Raw genomic sequence first — 19107 nt, 5'->3', positions numbered from 1 at the left:
CCCAATCCCGGCATCAATAGACATCGCGCGCATAGCGTCCCTCCACCTGCAGCTGTGTGAGATACGCGGCGGCGTCTTCGGCGCTGCGGGCGCCGTGGGTGGTCACAATGTCCAGCAAGGCAGCGTGCACGTCCTTGCCCATGCCGATGGCGCCGCAGACATAGACGTGCGCGCCGCCCTGTAGCCACGCGTAGACCTCGGCACCGCGTTCGCGCAGGCGGTGTTGCACGTAGACCTTGTCGGCGTGGTCGCGCGAGAACGCCAGCTCCAGCGCGTGCAGCTCGCCGCGTTGCAGGGCGTGCTGCCACTCGGCCTGGTACAGGAAATCGGTATTGAAATGCTGGGCGCCGAAGAACAGCCAGTTACGCCCCTTGGCACCGGTTTCGGCGCGTTCCTGCACAAAGCCGCGGAACGGCGCCACGCCGGTGCCCGGGCCGATCATCAGGATGTCGCGGTCGGGGTCGGCCGGCACGCGGAAGCGTGTATTGGGTTCGATGTAGACCGGGGCGGTATCGCCTTCGGCGAGTGCGGCGAGAAAGCCGCTGGCCGACCCAAGGTGCGCATGCCCGTGCGCCTGGTAATTGAGTTCATCCACCGCCAGGTGCACCTCATCGCCCACGCGCTTGCGGCTGGAGGCGATCGAGTACAGCCGCGGGGTGAGTGGACGCAGGGTGTCCAGCAGGCTGGCGTGGTCCCAATCCGCCGGCCAGCGTCGCAGCACGTCGATCACTTGATGATCTGAGAGCAACGACGCCAGGCCGGCAGTCTGGGTAGGGGTGAGCAGCGCCTGCAGTTCGTCTGCGCGCGCGCGCTCGGCATGGGCGGTCAGAAACGGCCGCGACAGCTTGGTCAGTTCGCGCCGGGTCGCCAGCCACTCGTTCAAGGCCAGAGTCTGGTCGCCGACAGTGACGGCGGCATGACCATCCAGTCGCAAGGTCTGCAGCACCGCATCCACCAATGCCGGCGGATTGCGATGGACGATGCCCAGCGCATCGCCGGGCTCGTAACTCAGGCCGCTGCCTTCCAACGAAAATTCCAGGTGCCGCACGCGCTTGCCGGGCTGCGCATAGACGCGAAAGCCCGGGCCCTTGAAGTCGCGCCCGCTGATGATCTGGTTGGCCAGCAGCTCGGCGGCAAACGGGTGCTGGTGCGACCACGCCGGCGCAACCGGGTTGCTGCGCAATGGCGTGACCGTGGCCGAGTGTGGAGCGCTCTTGAGCAGCTCGCGCGCTTGCTTGAGCGCTTGTGCGCGCCACGGGTCGGCAATGCTGTCGATGTCCAGGTCCGCTTCGCCGCGCGGCTGCACACGGCTGGCACCGAGCTCGGCCAGACGGTCGTCGATGCGCCGCGCGATGCCGCAGAACTGCGCATAGCTGGAATCGCCCAGGCCCAGGACCGCGTACCTGAGCTCGGGCAGCTTGGGCGCGCGGCGGCCGGCCAGGAATTCGACCAGGCCGATCGCATCGTCCGGCGGGTCGCCTTCGCCCTGGGTGCTGATCACCACGTACAACAGGCGTTCGCTGGCGAGCTCGCGGGTGGGGTAGGCGTCGGCGCGCAGCAAGCGCACGCTCAGCCCGGCGGCCTCGGCATCGGCGGCCAGTTGTTCGGCCTGGCGGCGCGCGTTGCCGGTCTGGCTGCCGTACACCACGGTCAGCCGCTGGCTGTCCTGCGCGGCCGCCTGCGGTTGCCCGCCCGGCAGGACCGCCAGCGACCGTGGCGGTTGGCCCTGCGCCAGCCCGGCGGTATAGCCGGACAGCCACCACAGCGAGGCGGTATCCAGGCCGTCGACCAACCGTTCCAGCAGCGCCTTGCGCTCGTCGGGCAAGGGGCTGGGCGGTAGCGCGGAACTGGCGGCGGTCATTCGGATCCAGGAGCGGCGATTGGATGAACGATGTTAGGGAAGCGTTCGCCCGTCCAGAAAGGATCACCGGTTATCGCGTTATGCCGGCCGCTTATTTCAGGCAGACATCTGCCCGCCACACACTGCGCTGCCTTGGCCTACCATCGGCTGGTCTTGCCTGCCGCCGCCCCGACACCCTGATGACCCTGCCACCGCTGTCACACCTGGACCGGCTCGAAGCCGAAAGCATCCACATCCTGCGCGAGGTCGCCGCCGAGTTCCGGGCCCCGGTGATGCTGTATTCGGTCGGCAAGGACAGCTCGGTGCTGCTGCATCTGCTGCTCAAGGCCTTTGCGCCGTCACCGCCGCCGATCCCGCTGCTGCATGTGGACACGCGCTGGAAGTTCGGCGAGATGATCGCCTTTCGCGATCGCCGTGCGGCCGAGACCGGGGTGGACCTGCGCGTGCACATCAACCCCGACGGCGTCGCGCAGGACATCGGCCCGATCAGCCATGGCGCGGCGGTGCATACCGACATCATGAAGACCCAGGGCCTGAAGCAGGCGCTGGAGCAGGGCGGATTCGATGCCGCGATCGGCGGGGCGCGCCGCGACGAGGAGAAATCGCGTGCCAAGGAGCGCGTGTTCTCGTTCCGCAATGCGCGTCATCGCTGGGATCCCAAGAATCAGCGCCCGGAGCTGTGGAATCTCTACAACGCGCGCACCAGGCCCGGCGAGAGCGTGCGCGTGTTTCCGCTCTCCAACTGGACCGAGCTGGATATCTGGCTATACATCTATCGCGAAAAGATCCCGGTGGTGCCTCTGTATTTCGCCGCAGCGCGGCCGGTGGTGGAGCGCGACGGCGCCTGGATCATGGTCGACGACGACCGCCTGCCATTAAACGACGGCGAAATCCCGCAGCTGCGCTCGGTGCGCTTCCGTACGCTGGGCTGCTATCCGCTCACCGGCGCGATCGAATCGACCGCAGACACGCTGGAAGCGGTGATCGCCGAAATGCTGGTCAGCACCAGCTCCGAACGCCAGGGCCGCATGATCGATCATGCGCCGGGTGCGTCGATGGAACAGAAAAAGCTTGAGGGGTATTTTTGATGGGTAGTGATTCGGGAGTGGGAATTCGGGATTGGCAAGAGCAACCCGCGGCGAGTGGGAAGGCGGAGGGGAACGCTCTTGCGAATCCCGAATCCCCACTCCCCAATCCCGGCACCATCAGCGCCTACCTGCATCAACACGAATCCAAGCCGCTGCTGCGTTTCATCACCTGCGGCAGCGTGGACGATGGCAAGAGCACCTTGATCGGGCGGTTGCTGTACGACAGCAAGCGCTTGTTCGACGATCAACTGGCGGCGCTGGAAAGCGATAGCCGCCGGCATGGCACGCAGGGCGAGGGCATCGATTACGCGTTGCTGATGGACGGGCTGGCCGCCGAGCGCGAGCAGGGCATCACCATCGATGTGGCGTATCGCTACTTCGATACCGACCGACGCAAGTTCATCGTCGCCGACTGCCCCGGCCACGAGCAATACACACGCAACATGGCCACCGGCGCGTCCACCGCCGATGTGGCGGTGGTGCTGGTGGATGCGCGCAAGGGCTTGCTGGCGCAGACGCGCCGGCACAGCTATATCGTGTCGTTGCTGGGCATCGGCCACGTGGTGCTGGCGGTCAACAAGATGGATCTGGTGGACTACGACGCCGACGTCTTCACCGCCATCGCCGAGGGCTACTGCGCGCTGGCCACGCAGTTGGGCATTGCCGATGTGCAGTGCATTCCGTTGTCGGCACTGGCTGGCGACAACCTGTCCAGCGCTTCCACCCGCATGCCGTGGTACAGCGGGCCGCATCTGCTGCAGCATCTGGACAGCGTGCAGCTGGAGCCGCCTGAGACCGGCAGCGGGCTGCGCTTGCCGGTGCAATGGGTCAATCGCCCCAACGCGCAGTTCCGCGGCTATGCCGGCACGATTGCCGCCGGCCAGGTGCGGGTGGGCGATGCCGTGGTGGTGGTGCCCTCCGGGCGCCGTACCCAGGTGGCATCGGTGCTGGATGCCAATGGCGAGGTGGATAGTGCGCGCTCCGGTCAGGCGGTCACGCTGACCTTGCGCGATGAGATCGATATCAGCCGCGGCGACATCATCGCCGCCATCGACGACCCGCCGGAAGTGGCCGACCAGTTCGCCGCGCATCTGCTGTGGATGGACGATGCCGCCTTGCTGCCGGGCCGCCCGTACTGGCTCAAGATCGGCAGCCGTACGGTCACCGTGAGCATCAGCGAGATCAAGCACAAGGTCGATGTGAATACGCAGGAGCGGCTGGCCGCCAAGCGGCTGGAACTCAACGAGGTGGGCTACTGCAATCTCGCGTTGGACGAGCCCATCGCCTTTGCGCCGTACGCACGCAACCGCGTGCTCGGCGGTTTCATCCTGATCGACCGGCAGAGCAATGCCACCGTGGCGGCGGGGACGCTGGAGTTTGCGTTGCGGCGCGCCGGCAACGTGCATTGGCAGCATCTGGATGTGGACCGCAGCGCCCGTGCGCGCATCAAGGGCCAGGCGCCGCGCGTGCTGTGGTTCACCGGCCTGTCGGGCGCGGGCAAATCCACCGTCGCCAATCTGGTCGACAAGCGCCTGCATGCGCTGGGCTACCACACCTTCATCCTGGACGGCGACAACGTGCGCCACGGGCTCAACCGCGATCTGGGCTTCACCGACGAAGATCGCGTGGAAAACATCCGCCGCGTGGCCGAGGTGGCGCGCCTGATGGCCGACGCCGGCCTGATCGTGCTGGTCAGTTTCATCTCGCCGTTCCGCGCCGAGCGGCAACTGGCGCGCGAGCGGTTCGATGCCGGCGAGTTCGTCGAGGTGTTTGTGGATGTGCCGCTGGAGGTGGCAGAAGCGCGCGATGTGAAGGGGCTGTACCGCAAGGCGCGGGCCGGGCAGATTCCCAACTTCACCGGTATCGACTCGCCGTACGAGGCGCCCGAGACACCGGAGATCCATCTTCACGCCGATGGTGAGAATGTAGAGGCGCTGGCGCGCCATGTGCTCGAGTTTCTGGGGCTGGAGCGCTGAGCGCAGCCTTCAGGACGTTGCATCCAGTGTTCCGCGCGTTGTGCGCGGCGTCAGACCCAACCGTGGCGCGACTGCTCGGGTCTGCGCCTCAGGACTTGCCCGGGTACCGGATTGCAGCATCGAGGGCCGCGCCGACCAGCGCATCGTGACCCGGACGGCAAGGGTCTTTGGTCATGGTGCAAAGCGCGCCCTTTCTGTCAACGCATGGCGGCGAGGTCGGTAAACTTTCGCGGTACCCCGCCAGGATGTTCTGATGCTTGTTCTGCCCAGCGCGCGCAGTTGCGCCGCGCTCTTGTTGGCCGTGTGGCTGTCCGGTTGTGCCCGTCAGGCCAGTGCGCCGGCCGCTGCCAAGCCCATCCCGGTGGTCGTGCAGCCGGTGGCGGTGCAGCCCTGGAACTCCACCGTGCAATCGATCGCCACCGTGCGTGCGCGCGAATCGGTCGCGCTCACTGCGGCGGTCAGCGATGTGGTCGAGCAGGTGTATTTCGACAGCGGCGACGAGGTCAAGGCCGGGCAGTTGCTGCTGCGGCTGCGCGGCAATTCGCAGCAGGCCGCGCTGACCGCCGCGCAGGCCACCTTCGAAGAAACCGATCAGTTGTATCGGCGCCAGTTGAGTCTGGTTGGCCAGCAGTTGGTGGCCAAGTCCACCGTCGATACGCAACGCGCCTTGCGCGATGCGGCGCAGGCGCGCGTGCAGCAGATGCGCGCGGAGATCACCGACCGCGAGGTGCGCGCGCCGTTTTCCGGCGTGCTGGGCATCCGCCAGATCAGTCCGGGGTCGTTGATCACCTCCAGCACCGTGATCGCCACGCTGGACGATGTGGCGCGCATGTACGTGGACTTCCAGGTGCCGGAATCGCAGTTCGGCCTGGTGCAGCTCGGCAATACCGTCAATGGCACCGCTGCGGCGTATCCGGGTGCGCGCTTCGATGGCGTGGTTGCCGCGATCGACTCGCGCATCGACGAGACCACCCGCTCGGTGACGGTGCGTGCGGACTTCCCCAATGACGACCGTCGCCTGCGCCCGGGCATGCTGCTGGATGTGCGGCTGTTGCAGCCGGCGCGGCAGGCGCTGGTGATCCCGGAGATTGCGGTGGTGCAGGTGGGGCGCGAGTCGTACGTGTTCCGGGTCAAATCCGACAGCAGCGTGGAGCGCGCCGATGTGCGCCTGGGCGAGCGGCGCGACGGCAAGGTGGAGGTGCTGGAGGGTGTCAAGGCCGGTGAGCGCATCGTGGTGGACGGCACCGGCAAACTGCGTCCGGGCCTGAAGGTGGTGGACCAGGCCGCGCCCGCGTCGACGCGCCCGCAGGCAGCGGCACAATGAAGCTCTCCGACCTGTCCATTACCCGCCCGGTGATGGCGGTGGTGATGAGCCTGTTGCTGATCGTGCTGGGGGTGATGTCGTTCACCCGCCTTACCCTGCGCGAACTGCCGGCGATCGACCCGCCCATCGTCTCGGTGGACGTGGAGTACACCGGCGCGTCGGCCGCGGTGGTGGAAAGCCGCATCACCCAGGTGCTGGAAGATGCGCTGGCCGGCATCGAGGGCATCGAGACCATCGAGGCGCGCAGCCGTAACGGTTCGTCGGATATCAGCATCGAGTTCGTGCAGTCGCGCGATGTGGAAGCGGCCGCCAACGACGTGCGTGACGCGGTCAGCCGCGTCTCCGACCGCATGCCGGACCAGGCGCGCCCGCCGGAGATTTCCAAGGTCGAAGCCGACGCCGACCCCATCCTGTGGCTCAACATGAGCTCCAGCACGATGGACACGCTGCAGCTGTCCGACTACGCCGAGCGCTACGTGGTGGATCGCTTCTCCAGCCTGGACGGCGTGGCGCAGGTGCGTATCGGCGGGCGCCAGCGCTATGCGATGCGCATCTGGCTGGACCGCGATCAACTGGCCGCGCGCGAGCTCACCGTGGCTGATGTGGAAGCGGCGCTGCAGAACGAGAACGTGGAGTTGCCGGCCGGCAGCATCGAATCGGCGCAGCGCGATTTCACCCTGCGCGTGGAGCGCAGTTATCTCAAGCCCGAGGACTTTGCCAAGCTGCCGTTGAGCAAGGGCGAGGGCGGCTATGTGGTGCGGTTGGGCGATGTGGCCAAGGTGGAGCTGACCTCGGCCGAGCGGCGCGCGTATTTCCAGAGCAACGGCGTGCCCAACGTGGGTCTGGGCATCGTGCGCAACTCCACCGCCAATGCGCTGGACGTCGCACGCGAGGCGCGCGCGCAGGCCGAGGAAGTGCAGAAGTCGCTGCCGCAGGGCACCAACATCTTCGTCGCCTTCGACACCACCACCTTCATCGATGCGGCGGTGGAGCGCGTGTACCACACGCTGGTCGAAGCGGTGGTGCTGGTGCTGGTGGTGATCTGGGTGTTTCTGGGCAGCGCACGCGCGGCCCTGATTCCTGCAGTGACGGTGCCGGTGTGTCTGATTGCCGCATTCATCGCGCTGTACGCGTTCGATTTTTCGATCAATCTGCTCACCTTGCTGGCGCTGGTGCTGTGTATCGGCCTGGTGGTGGACGATGCCATCGTGGTGGTGGAAAACATCCAGCGCCGCATCGATCTGGGCGAGCCGCCGCTGGTGGCTGCCAAGCGCGGTACCGGCCAGGTGGCCTTCGCGGTGATCGCGACCACGGCCGTCTTGGTGGCGGTGTTTTTGCCGGTGGGGTTTCTGGAAGGCAATACCGGGCGTTTGTTCCGCGAGTTGGCGGTGGCACTGGCCGCGGCGGTGGCGATCTCGGCATTCGTGGCGCTGACGCTGACGCCGATGATGTCGTCCAAGCTGCTGCGCTCGCACAGCCAGGCCAAACCCAATCGCTTCCATCGGTGGTTTGACGGGCGCATGCAGGCGGTGTCCGGCGCGTACGGGCGCTCGCTGGAGCGTCACGTGCACCGCACCTGGATCTTCGCGCTGCTCATGCTGCTGGCCTTGGGCGCCAGCGCCTGGTTGATGGGCCGCATTCCCTCCGAACTGGCGCCGGCGGAAGATCGTGGCAATTTCCAGATCATGATCGACGGGCCCGAAGGCGCCGGCTTCGATTACACCGTCGGGCAGATGCATCAGGTCGAAGACATCCTGCGCCCGTACGTGGGGCAGGACAAACCGATCGTGCGTGCCAATCCGCGCGTGCCCGGTGGCTTTGGCAGCAGCGAGGAAATGCACACCGGCCGGGTCAGCGTGTTTTTGCAGGATTGGGAAAAGCGCTCCCGACCGACCACCGAAGTGGCCGACGAACTGCAGCAGAAACTCAACGTGCTCAGCGGCGTGCGTGCGCGCACGCAGGTGAGCGGCGGGCTGGTGCGTAGCCGCGGCCAACCGTTCCAGCTGGTGCTCGGTGGCCCGGACTATGCCGAAATCGCGCAGTGGCGCGACCGCATCCTGCAGCGCATGGAAGCCAATCCCGGCCTGGTCGGCCCGGATTCGGATTACAAGGAAACCCGGCCGCAGATGCGCGTCAACATCGACCGCCTGCGCGCGGCCGATCTGGGGGTGCCGGTGACCGCCATCGGTGGCGCGCTGGAAGCGATGATGGGCTCGCGCCGCGTCACCACGTTCGTGGACAACGGCGAGGAATACGACGTGATGCTGCAGGCCGGGCGCGAAGGCCGCATGGCGCCGGAAGACCTCACTGCCATCCGCGTGCGCTCCACGCGTGGCGAGCTGATTCCGCTGTCCAATCTGGTGAGCTTGAGCGAAGTGGCCGAAGCCGGCACCTTGAACCGCTTCAATCGCCTGCGCGCGATCACCATCACCGCCGGCCTGGCGCCGGGCTACCCATTGGGCGATGCCATCGCCTGGGCGCAGCAGACCGCGCAGGAAGAATTGCCCGAATACGCGCAGCTGGACTGGAAGGGCGAATCGCGCGAATACCAGCAATCCGGCAGCGCGGTGCTGCTGACCTTCGGCATGGCCTTGCTGGTGGTGTACCTGGTGCTGGCCGCGCAGTTCGAAAGCTTCGCCCATCCGCTGGTGATCATGCTCACCGTGCCGCTGGCGGTGCTGGGTGCGCTGGTCGGCTTGTGGGTCACCGGCGGCACGCTCAACCTGTTCAGTCAGATCGGCATCGTGATGCTGGTGGGGCTGGCGGCCAAGAACGGCATCCTGATCGTGGAGTTCGCCAATCAGTTGCGCGACGAAGGCCGCAGCGTGCACCAGGCCATCGTCGAATCGGCATCGGTGCGTTTGCGCCCGATCCTGATGACCTCGATCGCCACGGTGGTCGGTGCCATTCCGCTGGTGGTGGCCGGCGGGCCCGGCTCGGCCAGTCGCGCCACCATCGGTGTGGTGGTGATCTTCGGCGTGTCGCTGTCCACGCTGTTGTCGCTGTACGTGGTGCCGGCGTTCTACAGCCTGATCGCGCCTTTCACCAAGTCGCCCGAAGCGGTGGCGCGCGAGCTGGAAACCCTGGAGGCGCAGACGCCTTCGGTAGGTGGTCACGCCTGAGTGAGACCGGCAGCGGTGCGCTGCTGCCGGTAGTCGACGACGCGAGGATGCTGCGGCACCGGCGTTGATCGCTGCGTTTGCATTTGGCTGCACCGCAAACAAAACCCAAACCTCCGGGCGCAGGCTGTGCCCATCGAGCGCGTCAGTTCCAGGCCAGCGTCATCGATGCGATGACGCGGCGCAGCCCGGTATCGCCTTGCCGGGAGCGTCTTGGCCACTGCCTGCAACGCTGCCGCGTGATCGAGTCAGATGCCGCAATCCAGCCCAGGAGTGCATGTGATGCAGACGCTGCCTTTCATCGATGCCGATCCGTCCACGCTGCGCATGCGGTGTCCGCATTGCGCTGCATCGCGCGCTGGCGATGTCGCTGCACGCTCGGCAGGCGCTACGACGCCGGGCACAGCGCAACCGCCTGATGCCGCTGCGGCACCGCCTGCGCAAACGGGCATGCACCGGCAGCGCTCGATCGAACCAGCACGCGGCGCAGCGCCGCTGCGGTGTCCGATCCTGCGTGCAGCCCTGCTCGGGAGCATTGCGCTGGTGCTGCTGGTGGTGGACATGGTCGTGCTGTGGCCGCTGCCGTAGCGCGCGCTGGCGGGCGGCTGCGCGCCCATCGCTTCGGCCGCGCAATGACTAAGGTCACATGACAGGCATGCCCGGCTATGGTGGACTTCGGCGGTTACCTGACCGGAATTGCCCATGCGTCGTCTTGCCTGCCTGCTTGCTCCTTCTCTCCTTGCGCTGTGCTGCGGTAGCGCACTCGCGCAGACGTCCGGCGAGCCGGTACCCAATGGACGCCTGCCGGGTTGGGCGGTGCCCGAGCGCTACAGCCTGGCGATCAAGGTCGACCCGGAGCAGGCGCAGTTCAGTGGCCGCACCACCATCCGCGTCCAGCTCAAGCAGGCGTCCGACCATCTGTGGCTGCACGGCAAGGAGCTCAAGGTCAGCAAGGCCACGGTCAAGCCGGCCAAGGGCAAGGCGCTCAGCGCACGCTATGTCGATGCCGATGCGCAGACCGGTGTGGTGCGGCTGGATTTCGGCCGCACGCTGCAGCCGCAGACGCTCACCGTGGACATCGTCTACAGCGCGCCGCTCAATCAGCAGCTGCAGGGCCTGTATCAGGTGAAGTACCAGGGCAAGGCGTATGCGATGACGCAGATGGAGCCGATCAGTGCGCGCTACGCGTTCCCGGGTTTCGACGAGCCGGCGTTCAAGACCCCGTTCGACCTCAGCCTGACCGTGCCCGCCGACGACCAGGCGCTGGCCAACACCATCGCCACCTCGACCAAGCCGGCCGGCAAGGGCTGGAAGACGGTGAGCTTCGCCCCGACCGTGCCGCTGCCGACCTATCTGGTCGCCTACGCCGCCGGCCCGTGGGACGTGGTGGACGTGCCGGCCATGCCGGCCACCCCGCAGCGCCCCACCCCGACCCCGCTGCGCGGGATCGCCGCCCAGGGCCAGGGCCCGCGCATTACCCCGGCGCTGGACCAGACCCCGGCGATCATCGCCGCACTGGAGGACTACTACGCCTTCGGTTATCCGTTCGACAAGCTCGATCTGGTCGCTGCCCCGGATTTCAGCGCCGGTGCGATGGAAAACCCCGGTTTTGTGACCTTCCGCGACTGGCTGCTGTTGCTGGACAAGGATTCGCCGGCCGAGAACGTGCAGCGCTCCTTCAACGTCAATGCGCATGAGCTGGCGCACCAGTGGACCGGCGACACCGTCACCATGGAGTGGTGGGACGACCTGTGGCTCAACGAGGCCTTCGCCACCTGGATGCAGCAGAAGATCACCATGCAGCTGCACCCGGAATACCGCGCCAACCTGGACCGCATCGGCGGCGCCCAGCATGCGATGGACAACGACAGCCTGGTCAGCGCGCGCAAGATCCGTCAGCCCATCACCGGCAATGGCGATATCGAAACCGCCTTCGACGGCATCACCTACCAGAAGGGTGCGGCGGTGCTGGCGATGTTCGAAGCCTTCGTCGGCGAAGACGTGTTCCGCGAAGGCATGCGCGCCTATATCGCCAAGCACAAGTTCGGCAGCGCCACCGCCGACGACTTGGTCGATGCGATCGCCGATGCCGCCGGCAAGGGCGAAGACTTCAAGGCGGCATTCCGCAGCTTCCTGAATCAGCCGGGCGTGCCCTACCTGCAGACCCAGGTGGCACGCGAAGGCGGCAAGACCGTGGTCAAGCTGCAGCAGCAGCGGTATTTGCCGCTGGGTTCGACCGGCTCCACTGCACAACAGTGGGGCGTGCCGGTGTGCGTGAAGTACGGCAAGGGCAAGAACCAGGTCGGTACCGCCTGTCAGCTGCTGGAAGACGGCAGCGGCAGCATCGTGCTGGACGGCGCCGGCAAGAACACCTGGGTGTTTCCGAATGCGCGTGGCGCCGGCTATTACCGTTTCAGCCTGCCCAAGAAGCAGCTGGCCGCACTCGGCAAGCAGGTCGCCCAGCTCGACGACAACGAGCAGCTGGCCTATGCCGATGCCATCGATGCGGCCTACCGCCACGGCGATGCCGACAGCGACGCGGTGTTGATGGCGATCGAGCAGCTGGCACCGTCTGCATCGTCCGACGTCTCCACCGCGCTGGTGGATCGCTTCGTGTGGATCTGGCGTTACCAGGCCACTACCGAGGCGCAGCGCGGCGGGTTGCGCAAGGCCGCCGAACAGGCCTATCTGCCGCGTCTGCGCCAGCTGGGTTACACGCGGCGTAGCGGTGAGTCGATCGACGACACCACGCTGCGTTCGTCGCTGGCCGGCCTGTTCGCGCTGCGCCTGCAGAACGCGGAAGTGCGCAAGGCGCTGCTCGCCCAGGGCGATGCGGTGCTGGCCGGTGGCAACGGGGCGCTGGATTTCTCTGCGGCCAACCCGGATCTGCTCGGCACTGTGCTGGCGGTCACCGCGCAGGAACGCGGCGCCCCCGCGGTGCAGACCTTGATCGAGGCCTTGCGCACCCACGCAGACCCTGCGCAGCGCAACGCCATGATCGCCGCACTGGGTGCGGTGCAGGACCCTGGGCTGCTCACCCAGGTGCGCGATTTTGCGTTGACCGACGCGATCAAGGTCGGCGAGATGAAGAGCATGCTGATGCGTGGGAACAGCTACGAGAATTCGCACGCATCGATGTGGCCGTGGTTCACCGCCAACTTCGACCGCATCGTGCAGCGTAGCGGGTCGTTCGACGGCGGCGGTCTGCCGGCGCTCGGCGCATCCGGCGGCTGCAGCGCAGAAGACGCCGACCGCCTGGATGCCTTCTTCCAGCCGCGCTTGGCCAAGCTCAGCGGTGCCGACCGCGGCCTGGCGCAGACCGGCGAAACCATCCGCCTGTGCGCCGCGCTCAAGCAGGCACAGGCCGCCAAGCGCTAAGCGGCCAGCAACGCGACCGCGCCGCCGCGCGGTCGCGAGCGCTGCACGGACTCGGCCTGTGCCACGTGTACAGGTCGGTTTCGGGTGCACCGCCCGCATTCATCGACGATCCCTCGCGACGTGAAGCCGGTCGCGGCCAAGCTTCCGCACGACGCTGGCGTCGCTGCACAGAGCATGCGGCGCGCCCCCCCGATGCCGCATCACGGCGCACACGAGTTGCATATGGACAGCCGGCACATTGGCGCGCGTTGATGGCGCGGCGTGCCCGCACGTCGCATCGTGCGGCGCTTTCGGCCAGAATCGATCCACTCCCCACTAATGCTGGGGTTCACGATCCAGCACTCGGGGAGATTGCGTGGAAGCACTCATCAATGGCATCAACGGCATCGTCTGGAGCAAGGCACTGATCTTCATGTGCCTGGGAGCAGGCGTCTACTTCACCGTCCGCACCCGTTTCATGCAGGTACGCGGGTTCGTGGAAATGATCCGCCTCACCGTGGGCGGGCAGAAGTCCGATGCCGGGGTGTCCTCGTTCCAGGCGCTGGCGATGTCGATGGCCGGGCGTATCGGCATCGGCAACATCGCCGGCGTCGCCACCGCCATCGCTTTCGGTGGGCCGGGCGCAATCTTCTGGATGTGGGTGATGGGGTTTCTCGGTGCGTCCACGTCGTACGTGGAATCGACGCTGGCGCAGATCTACAAGATCAAGGATGCCGACGGCCGCTATCGCGGCGGCCCGGCGTACTACATCGAAAAGGCGATGGGGCTGAAGTGGTACGCGCTCACCTTCGCGGTGGCCACCATCATCGCCACCGGCTTCCTGATGCCGGGCGTACAGGCCAACGCAATCGCCGACAGCGTCATCAACGCCTGCCGGGGCACCAGCCTGTGCGGTGCGATGGACGGGCAGTGGATGGGCCTGCCGATGCGCGATGCGGCCAAGCTGGGTATCGGCATCCTGGTGGCGAGCATGCTGGCGGTGATCATCTTCGGCGGCGTCAAGCGCATCGCCAACTTCGCCGAAATCGTGGTGCCGTTCATGGCGATGGGCTACATCCTGATGGCGCTGGTCATCATGGTGCTCAACGCCGAGCGCGTGCCGGGCATGTTCGCCACCATCTTCAGCAGCGCCTTCGGCAGCCACGCCGCGTTCGGTGCCTTGCTGGGGCTGGCGGTGGAATGGGGCGTCAAACGCGGCATCTACGCCAACGAAGCCGGGCAGGGCACCGGGCCGCATGCCGCTGCAGCGGCAGAGGTGTCGCATCCGGCCAAGCAGGGCTACGTGCAGGCGTTTGCGATCTACTTCGACACCATGATGGTGTGCACCGCCACCGCATTCCTGATCCTCACCACCGGCAAGTACAACGTGTACGCGCCCGACGGCGCCAAGCCCGGCCTGTACGCCGGCCTGAGCGGGGTGGAAGAAGGCCCCGGTTATGCGCAGGCGGCGGTGGAATCGGTGCTGCCGGGCTGGGGCGCGGGCTTCGTTGCGGTGGCGTTGTTCTTCTTCGCCTTCACCACCATCATGGCCTATTACTACATGGCCGAAACCAACCTGAGCTACATCAATGGCAACCGGCGCCGGCCGCTCACCGTGCTGCTGCTGCGCCTGGGCATCCTGGGCATGGTGATCTTCGGCGCGTTCCACAATGCGCAGCTGGCCTGGGCGCTGGGCGATATCGGCGTCGGCGTCATGGCCTGGCTCAACATCATCGCCATCCTGATCCTGCACAAGCCCGCCATGCTGGCCTTGAAGGATTACGAACGGCAAAAGCGCCAGGGGCTGGATCCGGTCTTCGATCCGGTCCGGCTTGGCATCAAGAACGCGGATTTCTGGACACAACGATGAAACAACATGATGGACGTGGCGCCCGGCCGCCACGCGACACCACCGGCAGCGGCGCTGCGCCGCTCAACCCGTGGGGCCGTGCGGCACCACGCGCACCCGCGCCGGCTGCGCCTGCGGCACGCACCGCCGCTGCCGCACCGGCCGCTGCCAACGCCAACACCGCGCGCGAGCTGCGCCTGTACGGTATCAATGCGATCCAGGCGGTGTTCAAGGCGCGCCCGCAGGCGCTGCGCAAGATCTACCTGAGCGAAGCGCGCATCCCGCAGTTCAAGGCCTTGCTGGCCTGGTGCGTGGCGCAGCGTCTGGGTTACCGCGTGGTGGAAGACGCCGACCTCACCAAGCTGGCGTCCAGCACGCATCACGAAGGCATCGTGGCAGAAGTGTTGCGGGTGCCGCCGCAGCCGCTGCAGGAGTGGCTCGCGGCATTGCCGCAAGGCCCGGTGCTGGCGCTGTGGCTGGATGGCGTGGGCAACCCGCATAACTTCGGCGCGATCTTGCGCTCGTCGGCCCACTTCGGTGTGGCGGGCCTGCTGCTGCCGGCTGGCTCCACGCTGGGCTTGTCCGGTGCTGCGGCACGTGTGGCCGAAGGCGGTGCCGAAGCCGTGCCGCTGGTGCAACTGCCGGAGACGGCACTGGCGATGACGCAATTGCGTCAGGCCGGGTTTGCGGTGGCCGCCACGCTGGTCGAGGGTGGGAAGGATGTGTTTGCCGCCGCGTTGCCGCAGCGTCTGGTGTACGTGATGGGCGCCGAAAGCGAAGGCATGGACCGCCAGTTCGCCCGCGATTGCGATCTGCAGCTCTCCATCCACGGCAGCGGCAAGGTCGAAAGCCTCAACGTGGCCTCGGCCACCGCCGTGTTCCAGGCCGCCTGGCGCGCCCGCGTCAACCCCGGAGAACTGTGATGCGCCTGTCTGCCTGTTTGCTTGCCGCCAGCTGCATGCTGAGTGGCAGCGCGTCTGCTGCCGCGGCCACCGTTGCTGCAGCGCCGCCGGAAGTGCGTACCGATCATGGCGTGGTCCGCGGGCAATGGCAGGACGACGGCAGCGCGGTATTCCGTGCCATCCCCTTCGCCGCGCCGCCGCTGGGTGCGTTGCGCTGGCGCCCACCGCAGCCGGCGACCGCATGGACGCAGGTACGCGACGCCACGCAGGCGGCCACGCCGTGCGTGCAGCCCGCGCTGGGCTGGAACGACGCGATGGCCAGGCGCGGCAGCGAAGACTGCCTCTACGTCGAAGTGCAGACACCCACGCTGCAGCCGGCAGCCCCGTTGCCGGTATTTGTGTGGATCCATGGCGGCGCCAATGTGGCTGGCGGTGCCGACGGGCATCTGCCCACCAATCTTGTCGCGCAGAACATGCTGGTGGTGACGCTGCAGTACCGACTGGGCGCGCTGGGCTTCCTGTCGCTGCCGGAACTGCGCGATGGCGACAACGAAGCGGCCGGCAACTACGCATTGCTCGACCAGATCGCCGCATTGCGCTGGGTGCGCGACAACATCGCGCAGTTCGGCGGCGACCCTGCACGGGTCACCATCGCCGGGCAGTCGGCCGGCGGCCAGGATGTGGGCTTGCTGATGCTCAGCCCGCTTGCGCGTGGCCTGTTTTCTGCGGCGATCGAACAAAGCGGTACCGCTGGTTTCGGGCTGCCGGCGCGCAGCCTGGAAGACAATCGCGCCTTGGGCGCTGCCATCGCCAAACGCGCCGGCATAGACGATGCGGCCACCCGTCTGAGCCAGTTGCGCGCGTTGCCGGTGGAGCAGTTGCTCAAGGCCGGGCAGGGTGTGGACGTGCCGGCCCTGGACGACGACGGCTATGTCTGGTTGCAAGCCGTCGTCGATGGGCGCGTGCTGCCGCGCGCACCGGCCCAATTGCTGGCCAGTGGCGCACAGGCCAAGGTGCCGCTGTTGATCGGTTACGTGGTGCAGGAGCTCACCTACGGTGGCGAGAAGGGCGCACAGGCGCGTCTGCGTCGCGACTATCCCGATCGCGCCGAGGCCGTGTTGCAGGCGCAACGCACGCATGCGGCGCAACGGGCCGAGCGCCAGGGCGATGCAGCGATGCAGCTGTCCACCGACCTCACCTTCCGCTGCCCGGCGGTGACTGTCGCGCAGCACCAGGCCGCACTGGGCGTGCCGGTGTGGCATTACGTGTTCGACACCGCCGCGCCGGGTGGGCAAGTGACCCACAGCGCCGAGCTGCCGTTCCTGTTCAAGAACCTGCCTATCGGGCAGCCACCGGTGAGCCTGCAACGGTATTGGGCGGCCTTCGTGCAGCGTGGCAATCCCAATGCCAAGGGCTTGCCCGCGTGGCCGGCATTCGCGCCGAAACATGCCGCGCTACAGTTCGATGCGCGCGGCGTGCAGCAGATCAAGGATGCGCGCCCGGCAGTGTGCGCAGGCGTGGACTTGCCGTAAGCCGGCGCCCATTGCCACGGCTGGCAAGCGGCGTGGTGCGTCCTTGCCGGCTGTGTGAAGCCGGCAAGGACAACCAGAAGACGTGGATGCGCGTGCCGTGGTGAGGCTTTCCATTGGGCATGCCAACAAACCACTGCCTCGCTGGCTGCATGCTGACGGGGTGACTGCAGTGCCGACGTTTCAGCATCTACCGCATAACCGCATGCCGGCCCATGTCGTGGCCGCCAGGCGAATGCGCGCGCTGCAGCGGTGCGCGCGTTCGCAACGACTCAGCGACTCAGCGGGCGCAGCCCGGCCCGCCGAAGTAGATGCCGCCGCTCTGCATCTCCGGCGACAGGCTGGTGCGGGAAACGCCGGCGCCCAGTGCATACGGATAGCCGTAACCGGCGATCGCCAAGGTGTAGCACGACGGCTGCTCCACATTCAGCGATGACAACCGCTGTGCAGGCCGGGTGACCATGGTCGCATCGCGATAAAAGTGATTGGCCTGGAACGCGGCCTGCCGGTAGCCGGCCGATGCGAACCGCCCGCTGCCCATCGGTGCGCTGGGGCGACCATCCCAGGTGGAAATTTCGCCACCGGCCGAGATGAAGATGCTGGCGCTGCCATCGGCGATGTCGCCCGTATAGAGCTCGGCCTTGTAATAGCCGATCCATTCGCCATTCAAGCCGAACCACCAATAGCCGTCGGTATTGCGCTGGAATTCCACATGCAGCATGGCCTGCTTGCCGCCCGCGGTGCTGAAGCCGTCGGCTGGCGCGGCGCCGAGCACATTCGCCGTGCTGGTCTGCACGAAGTCGGCACAATCCAGGTTATGGCAACCGGTGCTGATGTAGCCATCCTGCGTGGAATAGATGAACAGGATCGGCGTGGTGCCCCAGCCTGCGCCAGGTTGGGTTTGCCAACCGGCTTCCAGGGTCTGGATCTGCCCTTGCGGGGTGTATCCCCCCAGCCAGATCTGGCTGATCGACTGCGCATCGTTGGCGCGCACGGACGGTACCCAGGTATTGAGGTCGGCACCGGCGCCGGTCACCGGCGAGCCGGCAGTGTCCAGGTAGATGGTGGAGTAGTAGTGCACCACCGACGCGGCATCCTGTGCGGCCGGTGCCAGTGCGGGGCGGTCAGGTGCGCTCGCACGCGGTGTGGTGCCGCGCAAGAACGCCTGCAGCGTTGCGTGTTGGCTCATCTCGGCCAGGCCGATGCGCTGCAACGGCACGCTGCCCGCGTCGCAGCGCTGCGCTGCGTCGAGTGAAGCGCCAGTGCTGACCCCGGCCGCAATAGTCGGTGGCAGGACAGGCACGCTGCCATCGCGCAACGCAGGCTGCTGCGCAAGCGGGATGCAGTCGAACACCTTGCCGCGCTGATGCACGCTGCGCAGCACGGTCAGGCCGTTGTAGCGATTGAACAGATACCGCTGCATCTGCGCGAAGTCCGCCGGGCCGCCGACCTTGGCGGTCACCGCGCGCGTGGCGTAGCTGAGCTGTGCCTGCGCGTCCAGGAATTGCTTGAACTCCTGCGTGACCGACGGAAATGCGCGCGATACCGCAGCCGCAGTACTGCGCGGCATGCCTGCACGCGGCTCGGGCGCAACACGTGCGGAGGCGGGCGTGTGCAGCAGCGGCGGCATCAGCGCATCGATACGTTGATCATCTGCAGCCGAGGTGGAGGGCGATAGCAGCGTGCCTGCGAAACTGGCGGGTGCTGCGGTGCAAATGGCAAGCGCAGCAACGACGCGGCCGATCGACATCGGTCGCTTTGAACGTAACGTCATGGGAGTGTTTCCTGGCGCCGGAATGAAACGGCCCCGCATGCGGCGAACCATGCAGGCCGCGCCATCACGTCGCAGGTCGAGCCGGAGGACAGCCGGCTCGACCTGCGGTGAAGGTGCGCGCATCCTAAAACGTATGCTTTGCAAAAATATCCGTATGCGTTGATTGCGTGACGCCAGGCACACGGCAAGCGCAATGCGCTAAGCGGATGTCCGCTGCACACGCGCGCCAGGCGATGTGCGGCGCGGTGCCGCTGCGCAACAGTGCGCACGATCACGCCCATGCAGCTGTAGTGTTGCTGAGATGCCGGGCTGCTATCGACCTGCCATT

11 protein-coding genes are annotated in these 19107 nt (G+C 66.8%); 9 read left to right on the top strand and 2 right to left on the bottom strand.

Features of this window, described 5'->3' with window-relative positions; genetic code table 11:
- Positions 1–13: 13 nt before the first annotated feature.
- On the bottom strand, positions 14–1861 hold the full coding sequence (locus FHY18_RS13820; RefSeq protein WP_259156056.1) for an assimilatory sulfite reductase (NADPH) flavoprotein subunit: 1848 nt from the start codon (positions 1859–1861) through the stop codon (positions 14–16).
- 179 nt (positions 1862–2040) lie between these two features.
- Between FHY18_RS13820 and cysD the strand changes: the two genes are divergently transcribed.
- The 9 genes from cysD (at position 2041) to FHY18_RS13775 (ending at position 17008) form a co-directional block, all read left to right on the top strand.
- Complete coding sequence (gene cysD, locus FHY18_RS13815) at positions 2041–2949, top strand: sulfate adenylyltransferase subunit CysD (RefSeq protein WP_259156054.1); 909 nt, start codon at positions 2041–2043, stop codon at positions 2947–2949.
- Positions 2949–4925 (top strand): sulfate adenylyltransferase subunit CysN, encoded by a 1977-nt coding sequence (gene cysN, locus FHY18_RS13810; RefSeq protein ID WP_259156053.1) that lies wholly within the window; start codon positions 2949–2951, stop codon positions 4923–4925. Before cysD ends, cysN begins: the two co-directional genes overlap by 1 nt.
- A 253-nt stretch (positions 4926–5178) precedes the next feature.
- Positions 5179–6249 carry an efflux RND transporter periplasmic adaptor subunit gene (locus tag FHY18_RS13805; protein WP_259156052.1) on the top strand — a complete coding sequence of 357 codons (1071 nt, stop codon included), beginning with the start codon at positions 5179–5181 and terminating at the stop codon, positions 6247–6249.
- On the top strand, positions 6246–9371 hold the full coding sequence (locus FHY18_RS13800) for an efflux RND transporter permease subunit (RefSeq protein ID WP_259156051.1): 3126 nt from the start codon (positions 6246–6248) through the stop codon (positions 9369–9371). Before FHY18_RS13805 ends, FHY18_RS13800 begins: the two co-directional genes overlap by 4 nt.
- Positions 9372–9650: 279 nt before the next feature.
- The gene (locus FHY18_RS13795; RefSeq protein ID WP_259156050.1) at positions 9651–9956 is read left to right on the top strand and encodes a hypothetical protein; all 306 of its coding nucleotides are present in this window, start codon (positions 9651–9653) and stop codon (positions 9954–9956) included.
- Positions 9957–10070: 114 nt separating this feature from the next.
- Positions 10071–12746 carry a M1 family metallopeptidase gene (locus FHY18_RS13790; protein WP_259156049.1) on the top strand — a complete coding sequence of 892 codons (2676 nt, stop codon included), beginning with the start codon at positions 10071–10073 and terminating at the stop codon, positions 12744–12746.
- 355 nt (positions 12747–13101) lie between these two features.
- Positions 13102–14595: an alanine/glycine:cation symporter family protein gene (locus FHY18_RS13785; RefSeq protein ID WP_259156048.1), complete on the top strand. Its 1494-nt coding sequence runs from the start codon at positions 13102–13104 to the stop codon at positions 14593–14595.
- Positions 14592–15497: a TrmH family RNA methyltransferase gene (locus FHY18_RS13780; RefSeq protein ID WP_259156047.1), complete on the top strand. Its 906-nt coding sequence runs from the start codon at positions 14592–14594 to the stop codon at positions 15495–15497. The genes FHY18_RS13785 and FHY18_RS13780 overlap by 4 nt, the downstream gene beginning before the upstream one ends.
- Positions 15494–17008, top strand: coding sequence for a carboxylesterase family protein (locus tag FHY18_RS13775; RefSeq protein WP_259156046.1), 1515 nt, complete (start codon positions 15494–15496; stop codon positions 17006–17008). The genes FHY18_RS13780 and FHY18_RS13775 overlap by 4 nt, the downstream gene beginning before the upstream one ends.
- A gap of 277 nt (positions 17009–17285) precedes the next feature.
- Here the strand turns inward: FHY18_RS13775 and FHY18_RS13770 are convergent, their stop codons facing one another.
- Positions 17286–18779 (bottom strand): neprosin family prolyl endopeptidase, encoded by a 1494-nt coding sequence (locus FHY18_RS13770; protein WP_259156044.1) that lies wholly within the window; start codon positions 18777–18779, stop codon positions 17286–17288.
- Positions 18780–19107: the final 328 nt, after the last annotated feature.

The sequence above is a fragment of the Xanthomonas sp. 3793 genome (genome assembly GCF_024806835.1).
Lineage (GTDB): Bacteria > Pseudomonadota > Gammaproteobacteria > Xanthomonadales > Xanthomonadaceae > Xanthomonas > Xanthomonas arboricola_F.
The sequence above is the reverse complement of the archived record's forward strand: the minus strand, read 5'-3'. Positions and strand labels throughout refer to the sequence as shown.

Coding starts and splice junctions, on each gene's coding strand:
- FHY18_RS13820 (WP_259156056.1), bottom strand. CDS start 1,861: ATGACCGCCGCCAGTTCCGCGCTACCGCCCAGCCCCTTGCCCGACGAG.
- cysD (WP_259156054.1), top strand. CDS start 2,041: ATGACCCTGCCACCGCTGTCACACCTGGACCGGCTCGAAGCCGAAAGC.
- cysN (WP_259156053.1), top strand. CDS start 2,949: ATGGGTAGTGATTCGGGAGTGGGAATTCGGGATTGGCAAGAGCAACCC.
- FHY18_RS13805 (WP_259156052.1), top strand. CDS start 5,179: ATGCTTGTTCTGCCCAGCGCGCGCAGTTGCGCCGCGCTCTTGTTGGCC.
- FHY18_RS13800 (WP_259156051.1), top strand. CDS start 6,246: ATGAAGCTCTCCGACCTGTCCATTACCCGCCCGGTGATGGCGGTGGTG.
- FHY18_RS13795 (WP_259156050.1), top strand. CDS start 9,651: ATGCAGACGCTGCCTTTCATCGATGCCGATCCGTCCACGCTGCGCATG.
- FHY18_RS13790 (WP_259156049.1), top strand. CDS start 10,071: ATGCGTCGTCTTGCCTGCCTGCTTGCTCCTTCTCTCCTTGCGCTGTGC.
- FHY18_RS13780 (WP_259156047.1), top strand. CDS start 14,592: ATGAAACAACATGATGGACGTGGCGCCCGGCCGCCACGCGACACCACC.
- FHY18_RS13770 (WP_259156044.1), bottom strand. CDS start 18,779: ATGACGTTACGTTCAAAGCGACCGATGTCGATCGGCCGCGTCGTTGCT.